Annotated in this window: 11 protein-coding genes and 2 pseudogenes; 11 read left to right on the top strand and 2 right to left on the bottom strand. The window is 52.2% G+C overall.

Annotated elements, in window-relative coordinates; translation table 11 throughout:
• Positions 1-25: 25 nt before the first annotated feature.
• A pseudogene (locus H2P46_RS14440) lies at positions 26-831 on the bottom strand (IS5 family transposase).
• Positions 832-904: 73 nt separating this feature from the next.
• Between H2P46_RS14440 and csrD the strand changes: the two are divergent.
• The 8 genes and pseudogenes from csrD (at position 905) to tldD (ending at position 13,334) form a co-directional block, all read left to right on the top strand.
• Positions 905-2,789 (top strand): annotated as a pseudogene (gene csrD / locus H2P46_RS14445) (RNase E specificity factor CsrD).
• Between the two features lie 310 nt (positions 2,790-3,099).
• Positions 3,100-4,143, top strand: coding sequence for a rod shape-determining protein MreB (mreB, locus tag H2P46_RS14450; protein ID WP_003855260.1), 1,044 nt, complete (start codon positions 3,100-3,102; stop codon positions 4,141-4,143).
• Between the two features lie 148 nt (positions 4,144-4,291).
• Positions 4,292-5,314, top strand: coding sequence for a rod shape-determining protein MreC (mreC, locus tag H2P46_RS14455; protein WP_193405674.1), 1,023 nt, complete (start codon positions 4,292-4,294; stop codon positions 5,312-5,314).
• Complete coding sequence (gene mreD, locus H2P46_RS14460; RefSeq protein WP_193405675.1) at positions 5,311-5,799, top strand: rod shape-determining protein MreD; 489 nt, start codon at positions 5,311-5,313, stop codon at positions 5,797-5,799. The genes mreC and mreD overlap by 4 nt, the downstream gene beginning before the upstream one ends.
• 8 nt (positions 5,800-5,807) lie before the next feature.
• Positions 5,808-6,395, top strand: a complete 588-nt coding sequence (locus H2P46_RS14465) for a Maf family protein (RefSeq protein WP_193405676.1) — start codon at positions 5,808-5,810, stop codon at positions 6,393-6,395.
• The gene (gene rng / locus H2P46_RS14470) at positions 6,392-7,861 is read left to right on the top strand and encodes a ribonuclease G (RefSeq protein ID WP_193405677.1); all 1,470 of its coding nucleotides are present in this window, start codon (positions 6,392-6,394) and stop codon (positions 7,859-7,861) included. Before H2P46_RS14465 ends, rng begins: the two co-directional genes overlap by 4 nt.
• Before the next feature lie 153 nt (positions 7,862-8,014).
• Entirely contained in the window at positions 8,015-11,824 is a 3,810-nt protein-coding gene (gene yhdP / locus H2P46_RS14475) for an AsmA2 domain-containing protein YhdP (protein WP_193405678.1), read from the top strand.
• Between the two features lie 64 nt (positions 11,825-11,888).
• Positions 11,889-13,334 (top strand): metalloprotease TldD, encoded by a 1,446-nt coding sequence (gene tldD, locus H2P46_RS14480; protein WP_193405679.1) that lies wholly within the window; start codon positions 11,889-11,891, stop codon positions 13,332-13,334.
• Between the two features lie 33 nt (positions 13,335-13,367).
• Here the strand turns inward: tldD and aaeR are convergent, their stop codons facing one another.
• Complete coding sequence (aaeR, locus tag H2P46_RS14485) at positions 13,368-14,285, bottom strand: HTH-type transcriptional activator AaeR (RefSeq protein WP_193405680.1); 918 nt, start codon at positions 14,283-14,285, stop codon at positions 13,368-13,370.
• 244 nt (positions 14,286-14,529) lie between these two features.
• Here aaeR and aaeX point away from each other — a divergent pair, with 244 nt between their 5' ends.
• The 3 genes from aaeX to aaeB are packed head-to-tail and all read left to right on the top strand — an operon-like array spanning position 14,530 to position 17,631.
• Positions 14,530-14,733 (top strand): p-hydroxybenzoic acid efflux pump operon protein AaeX, encoded by a 204-nt coding sequence (gene aaeX, locus H2P46_RS14490; protein WP_193405681.1) that lies wholly within the window; start codon positions 14,530-14,532, stop codon positions 14,731-14,733.
• A 7-nt stretch (positions 14,734-14,740) separates the two neighbouring features.
• On the top strand, positions 14,741-15,673 hold the full coding sequence (gene aaeA, locus H2P46_RS14495) for a p-hydroxybenzoic acid efflux pump subunit AaeA (protein ID WP_193405682.1): 933 nt from the start codon (positions 14,741-14,743) through the stop codon (positions 15,671-15,673).
• Between the two features lie 5 nt (positions 15,674-15,678).
• Positions 15,679-17,631 (top strand): p-hydroxybenzoic acid efflux pump subunit AaeB, encoded by a 1,953-nt coding sequence (gene aaeB, locus H2P46_RS14500; protein ID WP_193405683.1) that lies wholly within the window; start codon positions 15,679-15,681, stop codon positions 17,629-17,631.
• Positions 17,632-17,733: the final 102 nt, after the last annotated feature.

Raw genomic sequence — 17,733 nt, forward strand, 5'->3', positions numbered from 1 at the left:
CTGCGTTTATTACCTTTCTTAGAACCTATCCCAAAAGGATTTTATTCCAGACAATGATGCTGCAAGCAAAATGCAGCATCGCCTCGTAGTTTTCGACTTTCTTCTCCCATCGCGTCAGTATGCGGCGAAAGCGATTCATCCAGCTATGCGTTCTTTCCACAACCCAACGATGAGCCCTGAACTCGCTGTTTTTAATTGCCTCAGACTCCTCTTTCCCCGACTGGATATGAGGTTCATAACGACGAGCTTTCAAACAAATTTCCACCCATTCAGCCTCATAGCCTTTGTCCATACACAGATGCAGCCTGCGACCCGGCCTGCCGGTCTGTAGCGCGTCCAGCGTATCTTCAACCAGTTTTATGTCGTGGGTATTTGCCCCTGCGACAGCCAGCGAGAGCGGAAGCCCGTTCCCGTCGGTCATCAGGCTCCGCTTTACTCCCTGCTTCCCCCTGTCAGTCGGGTTGCGACCTGTTTTTTTGAGCCTGCAAGGGGCGATTTTGTCATGCAGCCATCCATCGACAACCATGACCAGTCAATGGCATCCCGCTTCTCGCAGGCAAGCAGCCCGTTTTGCCAGAAGCGTTCAAATACTCCAGCATCCCGCCATTCCTGAAAGCGGCGGTGGGCTGAGCTGGATGAGCAAATATCCGTGGCATTCAGGGCATTCCATTGGCAACCGGTTCTGAGCACAAAGAAAATGGCGTTCATTGCGGCACGATTATCAACACGTCTACGATGCGTGCCCAGCGGATGGTGGGTTTTATGTTCCGGGAGAAGTGGAGCCATTTTCTCCCAGAGTTCATCGCTGATCTGCCACTTGTTGCCCGCCATACTTCGCCCTCAAAAATTGCCATTATTTACGATCTGACAATTCCTTTTGGGATAGGTTCTTAGTGTACTGGCGATGTTACTCATGCTGGTAGGCTGTGCTTTTAGCGTTCTTTGGTTAAATAACCAGCGGGTTGAAAATCGCGTGCAGGTACTGGCCACCGAAGTCGATAAATCCTTACTCGTCCAGACGCCCGCTCAGCTTAATGACTGGTTATCCCGGCTGATGCCGGTAATGAATGCTGAACAGCTTTCATTACATAGCGGTAGCCATACGCTGCTCATGCTCTCACGTCAGGAACATCAAATGATTGAGAATGAGCCCAATCGTTTTATCCAGTTTGACGTCCCGCTAATCCATCAGTCAGGGGTAAAGCTGCGCGTTCTGTTACTCGATCCGGCAAAAACCTGGCTGCGCTCGATCACGGCGGCTTACACGCTTGGCGCGTTATTGTCAGTGGTGCTGGTGATGAGTTTGCTATTGCTGATGATGCACCGTTGGTTAACCCGACAATGGCGTGGCATGGAACAGCTTGAAGTACGCGCAGAAGCGATTATTAACGGCGATCGTCAGATAACAGATAAGAAAAAAAGTGATGAATGGCCGCCCAGGGCCAGCCGTGCACTGGATGTATTGCTGGGTGAGCTGCAAGAAGCGAGTGAACAGCGTCTGCGTATCGATACCTTAATACGTACTTTTGTCGCTCAGGATGGCCGAACCGGTCTAAATAACCGGCTGTTTTTTGATAATCAGCTGGCCACGCTGCTTGAAGATCAGGAGGCGGTGGGGACACATGGCGTAGTGATGATGGTGCGTCTGCCCGATCTGGATACGCTCAGCGGCGAACTGAATCCATCGATAGTTGAAGAATATCTGTTCGATTTGGTGAATATGCTGTCGACTTTTGTGCTGCGCTACCCTGGCACGCTATTTCCGCAGTGATTTTGCCGTATTGCTACCGCATCGAAGTTTAAAAGAAGCGAATAGCATCGCTGATAAATTAATTAATGCCGTTGATTCACTACCGCCAATGCGAATGGTGAACCGCGACGATTTAATCCACATCGGTATCAGCGCCTGGCACAGCGGTCAAACCGTGTCGCAAGTGATGGATAATGTCGAAATGGCGACCCGCCGTGCGACCTTGCTCGGCGGCAATAACTGGTTAAATGGTGAAGGCAATCCGCTGGAGGCCGGACGCGGTAGTGTGCGCTGGCGTAGCTTGCTGGAAAACACACTAAGCCGTGGCGGTCCGCGCTTGTATCAAAAACCGGCGGTAAACAAGGAAGGTAAAGTACAGCATCGTGTCATGCTGGCGCGTATCTTTGACGGTGATAAAGAGCTGCTGCCAGCGGAATATATGCCACTAGTGCAGCAGTTAGGCATGGCAGGCCATTGGGATCAGCAACTGGTAACGCGTATCGCGGCTTTATCGGAGTGGTGGCCAGAAGAGACGCTGGTCATGCCAGTAAATATTGATTCACTATTACAGCGTCCTTTTGTGCTCTGGCTGCAAAATATGCTGCTGCAATGCCCAAAAGGACAAAGAAAGCGATTTTTATTTGAACTTGCCGAGGCGGATGTATGTCAACACATCAATCGCTTAACACCGGTTTTCCGCGCATTAAACGCATTTGGTTGCCGGACTGCGGTAAGCCGGGCGGGATTAACGGTAGTCAGCAGCGCCTATGTCAGGCAATTGCCAGTGGAATTGATCAAGCTTGATCCCGGCTTAGTTCGCAATATTGAGCGTCGCACTGAAAACCAGCTGTTTGTGCAGAATTTAATAGAAGTATGTAAATCGACGCGCACCCAGGTTTTTGCCGCAGGCGTTCGAACCCGTGCTGAGTGGCAAACCCTGGTGGGATTAGGCGTGGCCGGGGGGCAGGGCGATTTCTTTGCGCCCTCTCAACCGGTAAACAGTAACGTGAAAAAGTATTCTCAACGTTATCGTATTTAGCGCGTTGCGTCGTTTTAACGCATTTATGCGCTGTTTTTAATTAATGAACGTGGCTCAGGTCCCAGAATTTTGAGCCGGAAATGTTAAATTTTATGTCGAAATACCTTTAAGGAAACAGGTTTAAAAGCGGTCAACAGGGCGTGGTTTCGCCGTTCCGCTCATGCTGATGCCTCTAACAGATCATTTAAACGCAATTTGGCGTATTTTTTCACCGAAGCAGAACGTTTTTGCGCCTTGTGGCAGCTTCGTGTGGTTGGTAAAGTAAGCGGATTTTATTTTCCGCCCCCAGCTTGCAGGATTATCCCTTAGTATGTTTAAAAAATTTCGTGGCATGTTTTCCAATGACTTGTCCATTGACCTGGGTACCGCGAATACCCTGATTTATGTAAAAGGACAAGGCATCGTGCTGAACGAGCCTTCCGTGGTTGCTATCCGCCAGGATCGAGCCGGTTCACCGAAAAGTGTTGCGGCCGTCGGTCATGACGCAAAACAGATGCTTGGCCGTACGCCGGGCAATATTGCTGCCATTCGTCCGATGAAAGATGGCGTGATCGCTGATTTTTTCGTCACCGAAAAAATGCTACAGCACTTTATTAAGCAGGTTCATAGCAACAGTTTTATGCGTCCCAGCCCGCGAGTGCTGGTCTGTGTGCCGGTGGGGGCGACGCAGGTAGAACGCCGCGCCATCCGTGAATCTGCACAAGGCGCAGGCGCACGTGAAGTGTTTCTGATCGAAGAGCCAATGGCAGCCGCTATCGGTGCGGGCCTGCCAGTTTCTGAAGCGACCGGTTCGATGGTGGTGGATATTGGTGGCGGCACCACAGAAGTTGCGGTGATCTCCCTGAATGGCGTGGTCTATTCCTCCTCGGTGCGTATCGGTGGTGACCGTTTCGATGAAGCTATTATTAATTATGTGCGTCGTAATTACGGTTCACTGATTGGTGAAGCGACCGCAGAACGTATCAAGCATGAGATTGGGTCAGCTTACCCAGGCGATGAAGTGCGTGAAATTGAAGTACGTGGCCGTAATCTGGCAGAAGGCGTACCGCGCGGCTTTACACTGAACTCCAATGAGATTCTCGAAGCGCTGCAGGAACCGCTGACCGGTATCGTTAGTGCGGTAATGGTCGCGCTGGAGCAGTGCCCGCCAGAACTGGCGTCTGACATCTCCGAACGCGGCATGGTATTAACTGGCGGCGGTGCGCTACTGCGTAATCTGGATCGCCTGTTGATGGAAGAAACCGGCATTCCGGTCGTTGTCGCAGAAGATCCATTAACATGCGTAGCGCGCGGTGGCGGTAAAGCGTTGGAAATGATCGACATGCATGGCGGCGATTTGTTCAGCGAAGAATAATCGTCTCAACCGGCTGAGACCGTTAACTATCATGCGCAGGGAGTAGCGTGTAAGCTGGCGCTACACGCGTCGGTCAGATGCGTCCAGCCCAGGGAAGTACGGTATTGACTGTGCTTCCTTATCTGTTGTCGAGGAACACGCAGATTATATGAAGCCGATTTTTAGCAGGGGGCCTTCCCTGCAGTTGCGTCTTTTTTTGGCGGTGATCGTGGCAATTGCCATTATTATTGCCGACAGCCGTGTGGGTTCATTTACCCAAATACGCAACTATCTGGATACCTCGGTCAGCCCGTTTTACTTTCTGGCCAACGGGCCGCGCCAGCTGCTTGATGGCGTATCAGAAACGCTGGCATCTCGCCAGCAGCTCGAACTGGAAAACAAAGCGTTACGTCGCGAACTCTTCCTGAAAAATAGCGACCTGCTGATGCTGGGGCAATATAAGCAGGAAAATGCGCGCTTGCGTGAACTGTTAGGTTCGCCGCTGCGTCAGGATGAGCAGAAGATGGTGACGCAGGTGATTTCTACCGGGACCGATCCTTATACCGATCAAGTGGTTATCGATAAAGGCAGCATTAACGGGGTCTATGAAGGCCAACCAGTTATCAGCGATAAAGGTGTGGTGGGTCAGGTCATCGCCGTTGGGCAAATGACCAGCCGCGTGTTGCTGATTTGCGATGCTTCGCATGCGCTGCCGATACAGGTTTTACGAAACGATATTCGTGTTATTGCAGCCGGTAATGGCTGCTCCGAAGATTTGCAGCTTGAGCATTTGCCCGGCAATACCGACATTCGCGTAGGCGATGTATTGGTTACCTCAGGGCTGGGTGGGCGTTTCCCTGAAGGGTATCCGGTTGGGGTGGTTTCTTCCGTGAAGGTTGATACGCAACGCGCCTATACCGTCATTCAGGCGCGTCCAGCCGCTGGCCTGCAGCGTCTGCGTTATCTGCTGCTGCTGTGGGGAGCCGATCGTAATGGCGATATGCCCATGGCGCCGGATGAAGTCCATCGCGTTGCTAACGAGCGGCTGTTGCAAATGATGCCGCAGGTTTTACCCCCTGCCGGTGAAATGGGTCCTCCCGCGCCTGCCGCGCAAATGGGCCCGCCTGCACCCGCACGCAGTGAAAGCAGCGCACAAGGTTCGCCAGCTCCCTCACGCGGAGGTCAGCCTTGAGTCGGTATCGCAGCCAGGGTCGTTGGGTGATCTGGCTGTCCTTTCTGGTTGCCTTTGTCCTGCAAATCATGCCCTGGCCGGAACAAATCTATATGTTCCGGCCTTCATGGCTTTTGTTGATTCTTATTTACTGGGTGCTGGCGCTACCGCACCGGGTTAACGTTGGTAGCGGCTTTTTATTGGGTGCGATTATGGATTTGATCGCCGGTTCCACGCTCGGCGTGCGCGCCTTAGCGCTGAGCATCATCGCCTACCTGGTTGCCTTTAAATTCCAACTTTTCCGCAACTTAGCGTTGTGGCAGCAAGCGTTAATGGTTATGGTGCTGTCGCTGGCGGTGGATGTGATTGTATTCTGGGCGGAATTTTTAGTGATCAACGTCTCATTTCGACCCGAAATTTTCTGGAGCAGCGTCGTCGACGGTATTCTCTGGCCCTGGCTATTCTTATTAATGAGAAAGATTCGTCGTCAGTTTGCTGTTCAATAAGGAAATTTATGGTAACCCTTTATCTGGCTTCCGGTTCACCGCGTCGGCGTGAACTGTTGACTCAGCTTGGCCTCACGTTTGAACGACTCGTCACCGACGTTGAAGAGCAGCGTCAGCCGAATGAAGCGGCTGAGGCGTATGTTCGTCGCCTGGCAAACGAAAAAGCGTACGCTGGCGTTGCAGCCGCAGAGCATGATTTACCGGTGCTAGGCGCCGATACCATCGTAGTGTTAAATGGCGAAGTGCTGGAAAAACCACGCGATACTGAACACGCTGCTGAAATGCTCCGCAAGCTCTCAGGACAAACACATCAGGTGATGACCGCTGTGGCGCTGGCCGATCGCCAGCAGGCATTAGATTGTCTGGTCACGACCGATGTCACATTTCGCAGCCTAACCGCGGCGGATATTAGTGAATACATTGCGACCGGCGAGCCGATGGATAAAGCCGGGGCATGCGGCATTCAGGGCAGGGGTGGAAACTTTGTCCGAAAAATTAATGGAAGCTACCACGCGGTTGTCGGATTACCTTTGGTTGAAACAGGAGAGTTATTCAACCATTTTCAGTCACTGCGAGCCTTAAGAGGTCAACCATGACGGCCGAATTGTTGGTCAACGTCACGCCATCGGAAACGCGCGTGGCTTACATTGACGGCGGTATCCTGCAGGAAATCCATATCGAACGCGAGGCGCGCCGCGGTATTGTCGGTAACATTTATAAAGGCCGAGTGAGTCGCGTATTGCCCGGCATGCAGGCTGCCTTTGTTGATATTGGGCTGGAGAAAGCGGCTTTTTTGCATGCCTCTGACATCATGCCCCATACCGAATGTGTGGCGGGGGACGAGAAGAAAAATTTCATTGTGCGCGATATTGCTGAGTTGGTGCGCCAAGGCCAGGATTTAATGGTGCAGGTGGTAAAGGATCCCCTCGGCACCAAAGGCGCGCGCCTGACGACTGACATTACTTTGCCATCACGTTACCTGGTGTTTATGCCAGGCGCGTCGCATGTGGGCGTATCACAACGTATCGAAAGTGAAAGCGAGCGTGAACGCCTGAAGGCTGTCGTCGCGGATTATTGTGACGACCTCGGCGGCTTTATTATTCGTACCGCCGCAGAAGGCATCGGCAACGAAGAGCTCGCGCAAGACGCCGCTTTTCTGAAACGCCTGTGGACCAAAGTCAGCGAGCGTAAAAAACGTAACCAAACCCGCTGCCTGCTTTACGGCGAGCTGGCGCTGGCGCAACGCATTCTGCGTGACTTTGCTGGCGCTGCGCTGGATCGCATTCGTGTCGATTCCCGTCTGACCTGCGATTTGCTGGTGGAATTTACCAGCGAGTATATTCCGGAAATGGCCAGCAAGCTGGAGCTCTACAATGGCAAGCAGCCGATTTTTGATCTGTTCGACGTGGAAAACGAAATCCAACGCTCACTGGATCGTAAGGTTGAGCTAAAATCTGGCGGTTATCTGATCATCGATCAAACCGAAGCGATGACCACCATTGATATTAATACCGGCGCGTTTGTCGGCCATCGCAATCTTGATGAAACCATCTTTAATACTAACGTCGAAGCAACGCAGGCGATTGCGCGTCAGCTGCGGTTGCGTAATCTTGGCGGCATTATCATCATCGACTTCATCGATATGAGCAATGAAGAGCATCGCCGCCGCGTGCTGCACTCCTTGGAAAGTGCGCTGAATAAAGATCGCGTGAAAACAGGCATTAACGGTTTTTCTGCGCTCGGATTGGTGGAGATGACACGCAAGCGCACACGCGAAAGTATTGAGCATGTGCTGTGTGAAGATTGCCCGGTGTGCAAAGGCCGCGGCACGTTGAAAACGGTCGAAACCGTCTGCTATGAAATCATGCGTGAAATTGTACGCGTCCATCATGCTTATGATTCGGATCGCTTTCTGGTTTATGTCTCGCCAGCCGTTGGCGAAGCGTTAAAAACCGATGAATCACATGCGCTGGCTGAAGTGGAAATCTTTGTCGGCAAGCAGGTCAAAGTGCATGTCGAAGCGCTTTATACCCAGGAACAGTTCGACGTTGTGATGATGTAGCGTCTTGTTAATGCTGGCCCTGGGCACAACATCAGGCTAAAAAGGTATCCCGGTTTAGGTTAGAATGCAAATTCATACCGCTTATTTTTGTCTGTAGACGGTCGGGTATGAGAATCATTCTCCGTCGTTCGCGGAAGGCAAGGAGAGGTGTGAGTGAGGCAGTTGCCGAGGATATTATTACTGCTGGTTGCGACAATCATCGTGATTATCGCGTTGCTGGTCAGTGGGCTGCGTCTGGTGATGCCGCATCTCGACAGCTACCGCAGCAATATTATGCTGTTCGTCTCCAGGACCAGCGGTCTGCCGTTTAGCGCGGGGAAGCTGCATGGCAAGTGGGAAAACTTTGGCCCCAGCCTGCAAATCCATGATCTCAATGTTGAGATGAAGGATGGCGGAAAACTCACTATTGCTCGCGTCAATCTTGCGCTGGATGTCTGGCAATCTTTGCTGCACTGGCGCTGGCAGTTTCGCAATCTCACCTTCTGGCAATTGCATTTCGACAGTAATCATCCGCTGCTGACAAGCGATGAACAAAAAAATAGCTTCAGGCCAAGCCAGATCAACCAACTCTTTTTACGCCAGTTTGACCATTTTGATCTGCGTGACAGCACCATTCGTTTTCTTACGCCTTCTGGTCAACATGCCGAACTGGCGATTCCAAAGCTCACCTGGGTCAACGAGAAAACGCGTCACCGCGCTGAAGGAGAAGTCAGTCTTTCCAGCTTTACCGGCCAGCACGGCGTGGTGCAGGTGCGGCTCGACCTCAACGACAGTAATGGCTTACTCAACGACGGGCGCATCTGGATGCAGGCGGACGATGTTGACGTTCGTCCATGGCTGGGACGCTGGATGCGCGACAATACCCGTCTCGTCAGCGCCCGTTTTAGCCTTGCTGCGTGGGTCAGTCTGCGTGGCGGTGACATCTACGCAGGCGATCTCCTGCTGCGCAAAGGGGGTGCCAACTGGCGAGGCGAAAGCGGTCCACATCAGTTACAGGTTAATGGCCTGACCGCGCATCTTTCGCGCTTTCAAAACGGCTGGGTGGTAAATGTGCCGCAAACGCGTTTGAGTACTGACGGCGAGCCGTGGCCTGCCGGACATTTTTCACTGCTATGGCAACCTCAGGATCCGCAGTTGCTGGGCGCGGATCGGCAGGCGGAAGTGCGTGTTCGTGCTACCCAGCTGGATTTACAGCATATTGCGCCGCTGGTGCCGTTGTTCGCGCCATTATCGCCCGCGCTGTTTGATAACTGGCGCGCCCTACAACCGCAAGGCATCATCGAAGGGCTGGCACTGGATATTCCCTTACAGCAGCCGGACCAGACGCGTATGCTGGTGAAAGGGCGTGACTTTAGCTGGCAGCCCTGGAAGCTGCTGCCGGGCATCAGCCATTTGAGTGGTGAAGCGCGTGGTAGCCTGGCGAATGGTCAGGTGAAAATCGATATGGGCCGCGCTGATGTGCCGTATGGCAACATGTTCCAGGCGCCTCTGGAAATCCATCAAATTCAGGGATCAATGCGCTGGTTACGTGATCGACATGGCTTAACGCTGGATGGCAAGGATCTCGATGTACAGGCGCGATCACTGTGGGCGCACGGCGGCTTCCGTTATCAACAAAACAACGGGCGCGAGCCGCGGCTGGATATTCTGGCTGGCATTCGTGTTACCGATGCCGGTGATGCCTGGCGCTATTTCCCGGTTCCTTTAATGGGACACGGTTTAACCCATTATCTCAGCAACGCAATCAAAGGCGGCAAGGTCGATAACGCGACGCTGCTGTTTGCCGGTAATCCCAAACTGTTCCCCTTCAGGCACAACGACGGCATGTTCCAGGTGTGGGTGCCGCTGCGCCAGGCCACCTACGCTTTCCAGCCTGACTGGCCGGAAATCAGCGATTTTGCTATCGATCTTAACTTTATTAATGACGGCTTGTGGATGAACGCGCCTGCTGCAAAACTGGGCAAAGTTGATGCACGCGCGATTAGCGCCATCATCCCAGATTACCTCAAAGAAAAGCTGATTATCGATGGCGACATCAGTGGTGAAGGCAACCAGATTGCCGACTACTTTCAGCAAACGCCGTTGCAAAACTCGCTGGGCGCGGCATTGCAGCAATTACAAATTAAGGGCAACACGCGCGGACATCTCAATCTGGATATTCCATTAGATGGCAAGCTGGTGCATGCCAGCGGCAATGTGGTGATGAACAATAATTCATTGCACATTAAACCACTCAACACCACGCTGACGAACCTGAGCGGCCGATTCCGTTACAACAACGGTAATCTGGAAAGTGACGAAATGCAGGCGAGCTGGTTTGGTCAGCCGCTCAGTGTCACGTTCAGTACTACGGAAAACCCGGATGATTTTGGTGTTAACGTCAAACTGCTGGGTGACTGGCAGCCGGGTAAAATGACACAAATTCCCCAGCAGTTCCGCAGTCAGCTTGGCGGTCATGTGCCGTGGCAGGGTAATGTCGATATTACCTTACCGCACAAAGGTGGCGCCCGTTACAACGTTGCATTAAAGGGTGAAGCAAAAGAAGTAAGCAGTCGCTTACCTGCACCATTAGATAAGCAGGCCGGTGAGACGATGCCGGTGGCTATTAATGTCAGCGGCGATTTACACAGTTTCGTCCTGGGCGGTAGCGTTGATCAGCGTCATCGCTTCAATAGCCGTTGGCTGCTGGAGCCGCAGCTGCGTATCGATCGCGGTATCTGGTTAAACGATGCGAAACGCCTGCCAGCCTTGCCTGATAAATCTGGCATGGTGCTGAACTTACCGGCGATGGATGGCGAAGCCTGGGCAGCATTAATGGCTACGGGCAGTGCCGGGACACCCGGCACACGTCAGATCGGCGGCGCAACTATTCCAGGCAACATCCTTCTGCGCAGCCCGGCGGTCACGCTGGCAGGGCAACAATGGCATGATATTGATGCTACGCTGACGGAAGGGATAAGCGGCAGCACTCAGGTTTCAGTAAAGGGCAAAGAAATTCAGGGACGATTGACTACCTCCTCTTTCGCGCCCTGGCAAATTGCCCTGGATTACCTTTATTACAATCCGCAATGGGGAAACAGTCCGGCGCAAAGCAAACCCCCGCTGTCGCAATCCAGCGCGATCAATTTTAGTAACTGGCCGACGTTACAAATACGCTGCGCTGAGTGTTGGATCCGGGGACAGAAATATGGACGCATGCAGGCAATGCTGCAACCCAAAGGCGATACGTTAGCACTAACTAACGGTTCAGTGGATACCGGTAATACGCAACTGAAAGTACAGGGCGAATGGGTTAACCGACCGAATGATCAACGCACCTCGCTGAAAGGCACGTTAAAAGGCCAGAACATTAATAACGCGACCAACTGGTTTGGTGTGAATACACCGCTGCGCGACGCGCCATTCAACATTGAGTACGATCTGCACTGGCGTGCAGCGCCGTGGCAACCTTCAGAAGAAACGCTGAGCGGTACATTGAAAACACATTTTGGCAAAGGCCAAATCGCGGATGTAAATACCGGTGCTGCAGGGCAAATATTACGTCTGATGAGCTTCGATGCGCTGCTGCGCAAGTTACGCTTTGATTTCCGCGACACCTTTAATGAAGGTTTCTATTTCGATTCGATCAACGGCACGGCATGGATTGAAAATGGCGTAATGCGCACCGATAACCTGCTGGTGGATGGGCTGGAAGCCGACATCGCTATGCAGGGTAAAATGGATTTAGTACAGCGCCGGATTGATATGGAAGCGGTAGTGGCACCGGAAATATCCGCTTCGGTGGGGGTCGCTGCCGCCTTTGTGGTTAACCCGGTAGTGGGCGCGGCGGTTTTTGCCGCCAGTAAGGTGTTAGGCCCGCTGTGGAATAAAATATCGCTGCTGCGTTACCACATCAGCGGCCCGCTGGATAAACCGGAAATCAATGAAGTGCTACGCAAACCGCGTGAAAACGCTATCAAGTGAATTTGACGCCGTACTGGAATTACCGCAGGCTATGATTATCCGAGCACATAATGAGTGAGAAACGATGACTCTGAACCTGGTAAGTGAGCAATTGCTAACTGCTAACAGCATTAATCAGCAGGACCTTTTTTCCCTGTTAGGGCAGCTTTCAGAACGTCGTCTGGATTATGCCGATCTCTATTTTCAGTCCAGCTTTCACGAATCCTGGGTGCTGGAAGACAAAATCATCAAAGATGGCTCGTATCATATCGATCAGGGTGTAGGTGTGCGTGCGGTTAGCGGTGAGAAAACCGGTTTCGCCTATGCTGACCAAATTACGCTGAATGCGCTGCGTTTGTCATCAGAAGCGGCGCGCAGCATCGTGCGTGAGCAAGGTAATGGCAAAGCACATACCTTGTCGGCGGTGGTTAATCGCTCGCTGTATGCACCTGTTGATCCGCTGAACAGCCTGACGCGTGAAGATAAAATTGCGTTGCTTCATCGGGTGGACCAGGTTGCGCGTGCTACCGATCCGCGGGTGCAGGAAGTGAATGCCAGCCTGAGCGGCGTATATGAGCAAGTGTTAGTTGCCGCAACCGATGGCACGCTGGCGGCGGATGTTCGCCCGCTGGTACGCCTTTCCATTAGCGTTCAGGTGGAAGATAACGGCAAGCGCGAACGCGGCTCAAGTGGCGGAGGTGCGCGTAAAGGCTATGAATTTTTCCTTGCCGACGAAAGCGGCGATGTGCGTGCTGATGTCTGGGCGCGTGAAGCGGTGCGCATGGCACTGGTAAACCTGTCTGCCGTGGCGGCACCTGCCGGAACCTTACCGGTGGTGTTAGGCGCAGGTTGGCCGGGCGTATTGCTGCACGAAGCGGTTGGACATGGCCTGGAAGGCGACTTCAACCGCCGTGGCACCTCTGTATTCAGTGGCAAAATGGGTCAGCTGGTCGCTTCCGATCTGTGTACGGTGGTTGACAATGGCACCATTGATGGCCTGCGCGGGTCGCTGTCGGTAGACGATGAAGGCGTACCAGGGCAGTACAACGTGCTGATCGAAAAGGGTGTGTTGAAAGGTTATATGCAGGACAAGCTCAACGCTCGCCTGATGGGCATGAATCCAACGGGTAATGGTCGTCGCGAATCTTACGCGCATCTGCCTATGCCACGTATGACTAACACCTATATGTTGGCGGGACAATCTACGCCACAGGAAATCATCGAAAGCGTTGAATACGGTTTGTATGCGCCGAACTTCGGCGGCGGTCAGGTTGATATTACGTCTGGAAAGTTCGTGTTCTCTACCTCCGAAGCCTACCTTATTGAGAAGGGCAAAGTGACCAGGCCGGTGAAAGGTGCGACGCTGATCGGTTCAGGCATTGAAGCTATGCAACAGATTTCAATGGTGGGTAACGATCTGGCGCTGGATAAAGGCGTCGGCGTATGCGGTAAAGAAGGACAAAGTGTACCGGTTGGTGTAGGCCAGCCAACGTTGAAACTAGATAAACTTACCATCGGCGGTACCGCCTGATAAACATCTGACAGCCCGCCAACTGGCGGGTTGTTAGCTTTTACGGTGCTGCTGATATTGCTCGGCGACCTGCTCAAAATATTCTGTCAGATAATCGATGCAGACCTGCACTTTAAGCGGCAACTTATCCTTCTCGGTATACAGCGCATAAACCGGGCGCGGATCGGATTGGTATTGCGAGAATAGAATATCGATTTCGCCTGCATTTATCTCTTCAGCCACCCACATCATGGGGACATAGGCGATGCCATTCCCTGCTTTTAGCCAGCGAATCAACGTCAGGGAATCATTGGTAACGAAGCGGCCCTGCGGCGATAAACGCGTCACCAGTCCTTCGGGGGCGATGAGTTCAAAATTATTGTCGGGGCGCACGCTGTATTCCAGCCAGGCAAAATTGTCGATATCGCTGGGTTTCTCTGGCGTGCCGTATTGCGCCAGATAACTTTTCGCCGCGCACACTACCATCGGCATAGCACCAAGGCGACGGGAAAACAGGCTGGAGTCTTTTAACGTGCCGACGCGAATCACTAAATCTAACCCGTCAGCGATCAAATCAGGCGCAGGAATACCGGTAACAAGGTTCACGCTCAGGCCGGGGTATTCACGCAGCATATCGCTGGTCATGCCTGCAAGTACGTTTTGCGCCATAGTCGAAGAGCTGCCAATGCACAGCACGCCAATCGGCGTGTTATTAAAAGCATAAAGCTGTTCGTGGACCTGCATCGCTTCTGCCAGCATGCGGCGACAGCCCTGATAATAAATTTTGCCCGCTTCAGTAAGCCCAATGCTGCGTGTGCTGCGGTTAAGCAATTTCACCTGAAGCTCATCTTCCAGTTTTGCAACGATTTGGCTGATAGATGACACGCTAAGATGGAGTTGGCGCGCGGCGGCGGTAAACGAACCCAATTCAACCACTTTGGCGAAGATGGACATGCCTTTTAGTCGTTCCATTGTTTACTCTGGCTAAAAAGTGATTTAGTTCACATTCTGTAGAAAACGTATAGTTAAGCACGTTACTATAAGCGCGCCGGGGTATTTCCCGGTGGTTCTTCATTGTCTGATGTCATCCGATGATACGCTATTATTAAGCCATCTGTGGTTCGGATGTGGTGACCCACTGTTGTGTCATGCCACTATTATGATGCGATCAGTCAGGCAACGGATTATCCCGGCAAGGTCGAACTAAGGATTTCTAATGAGTGTGCTTCCGGTATTTGTCGTGTTTGGGCTCTCTTTCCCGCCCGTATTCATTGAATTGATCATTTCACTCATGCTTTTTTGGTTAGTGAAACGCGTGCTGACGCCCAGCGGTATTTATGATCTTGTCTGGCATCCGGCACTTTTTAACACAGCGCTTTACTGCTGTGTGTTTTATGTTGTATCCCGTCTATTTGTCTGAGGTTTAAGTGAAAGCGCTCATAAGAAAAATCGCGCGATACGCGATTACCATCCTGCTGGTCATCATCGCCATCGTCATTATTTTCCGCGCCTGGGTGTTCTATACCGAATCGCCCTGGACACGTGATGCTAAATTTGCTGCTGATATTGTGGCGATATCGCCTGATGTCACCGGTTTAATCACGGATGTACCGATCCACGACAACCAGTTATTGAAAAAGGGCGACACGCTGTTTGTCGTTGATCGCCCACGCTACCAAAAAGCCTTAGATGAAGCCCAGGCTGACGTTGAGTATTATCAGGCATTGGTCAGTGAGAAACGTCGTGAAGCAGGGCGTCGCAATAAGTTGGGCACGACAGCAATGTCGCGTGAAGCTATTGATCAAGCAAACAATGATTTGCAAACCAGTGAGCACCAGCTGGCGAAAGCTGTCGCCACGCGTGACCTGGCGAAAATCGACCTTGACCGCACTACGATCAAAGCACCGTCCGACGGTTGGGTAACGAATCTCAATGTGTTCGAAGGGGAATACATTACACGCGGTTCGGTGGCGGTTGCGCTGGTACAGCAGCGTTCATTCTATGTACTGGCCTATCTGGAAGAAACCAAATTACGGGGTGTACGGCCAGGCTTTCGCGCTGAAATTACGCCACTGGGCAGCAATATGGTACTGCACGGCACGGTTGACAGCATAGCGGCGGGTGTGACTAACAGCAGCAGCTCAGTGGACACCAAAGGCATGGCAACCATAGATTCGAATCTGGAATGGGTACGTCTGGCGCAGCGTGTGCCGGTGCGTATTCGTCTTGATCAGCAACCGGGTAACCGCTTCCCGGCAGGCACCACCGCCACGGTGGTGATTACAGGTAAAAACGATCGGCAGCACACTAACGTCTCGCCGATGACCCGGCTGTTTAATCGCCTGCGTGAGTTTGGCTAAGCGTTATGATCGAATTTTTGCGTTTCCCGATAAAGCTATGCTTCGCGCTGGTAGCAGCGCTGATGATTGGCTTTCATCTGAATCTTGAAACGCCGCGTTGGGCAGTCATGACCGCCGGGATCGTGGCGGGTGGTACCGCTTTTGCGGCGGGTGGCGATCCTTATTCAGGCGCGCTGCGCTATCGTGGTATTTTGCGCATTATCGGTACTTTTATTGGCTGTATTGCGGCGCTTACTATCATGATTGCCACAGTACGCGCACCGGTTGTTATGTTGCTGTTGTGCTGCATATGGGCCGGATTGTGCGTCTGGCTTTCTTCACTGATTAAAGTTGAAAATTCCTACGCGCTCGGTTTAGCCGGTTACACCGCGTTGATTATTGTGGTGACCGCAGATGCCAGCGGCGGCCTGATGCTGGCACCGCAATATGCGGTTGAGCGTTGTAGCGAAATCGTTTTAGGAATTTTATGCGCGATCCTTGCTGATATGATCTTCTCGCCGCGATCGATTAAGAAAGTGATCGATCAGGAAATGGATTCGCTGCTGGTGGCGCATTACAAATTGCTGCAACTGTGCGTCGCGCATAGTAATAAAGAAGAAGTGGATAAGGCATGGGCAGAGCTGGTTCGTCGCACGACTGCCCTCAACAACATGCGCAGCCAGCTCATGATGGAATCCTCGCGTTGGCAGAACGCTAATCGCCGTCTGCAAATGCTCAACACCTTATCGCTGACGCTGATAACCCAGGCGGCAGAAACCTTTCTTATCCAGAATACACGCCCTGATTACATTGCCGCACAGTATCGTTTGCTGATTGAAAAAGATGTTGAAAATGTTGATGACGTACATAAGCGCATGAAGATTATGCGCCGGGTGCTCGGCATCAGTAGCAAAACCTCACCGCTAACGTTGGCAAGTTGGGTCGGCGCAGCAACGGAATATTTACTGCTGATCAATGGTATCCGAAGTAATAGCCGGATTACGACGATCGAAGAGGAAATTTTACAGCGTGAAGTGGTGATTCAGGCGCGTTCGGCTGAAACTCATCACGCTGCGATCAATGGTATTCGTACCTTTGTGGCTACCGCGCTGGGCTCGCTGTTTTGGCTATATACCGGCTGGACGTCTGGCAGTGGTTGCATGGTCATGCTGGCAGTAATTACTGCGCTGGCGATGCGTATGCCGAACCCGCTGATGATGGCGAAAGATTTTCTGTATGGCATGACGGTGGCCGTGCCGCTTGGCGCGCTTTACTTTATGTATGTGTTGCCCGCCACGCAGCAGAGCGCCCTGTTATTGTGTATCGCCATCGGTTTGCTGGGCTTTATCGGCGGCATCTTCGTTCAGCGCCGCCAGCTCGGAACGCTGGGTGCATTGATCGGCAGCATCAACGTATTGGTGCTGGATAATCCGATGCAGTTCCAGTTCAATGTTTTCCTCGACAATGTGTTAGGGCAGGTTATCGGTTGCTTCGTGGCAATGACCGTGATCCTGCTGATTCGTGATAAATCGAAAGCGCGCACTGGCCGTAAGTTACTGAACCGCTTTATGTATGCGGCAGTGTCGGCAATGACCACCAATCAGGCGCGTCGTCGTGAAAATCATCTGCCTGCACTCTATCAGCAGCTATTTCTGCTGTTGAATTTGTTTCCTGGCGATATAGATAAATACCGTATCGCGCTGACGCTGATTATCGGTCACCAACGTTTACGCAACGCGGAAGTACCGATTAATGCCGATTTGTCGGCTTTCCATCGTCAGCTTCGTTACACCGCAGATCGGGTCATTTCCGCCGGAAGCGATGACAAACGTCGTCACTATTTCGAACGCTTGCTGAAAGAACTGGACGTTTATCAGGAAAAGCTGATGCATTACGAGGCGCCTGTCAGCGTCACAGAGCCGGTTAAACGTCTGGCAGACATGTTGAGTAAATACCAAAATACCCTACTTCAAATCTAAATCTGGCCGCTGTGTTCAGCAGCGGCCTGTGCAATGCCTTCCCGTCACAAAACCTGTCGCTTTTGCCAACTATACTTTCCTGACGAAAAGTAAATCTGACAG

Origin of the sequence: Mixta mediterraneensis, from assembly GCF_014946725.1 — a bacterium.
Taxonomy (GTDB): Bacteria; Pseudomonadota; Gammaproteobacteria; order Enterobacterales; family Enterobacteriaceae; genus Pantoea; species Pantoea mediterraneensis.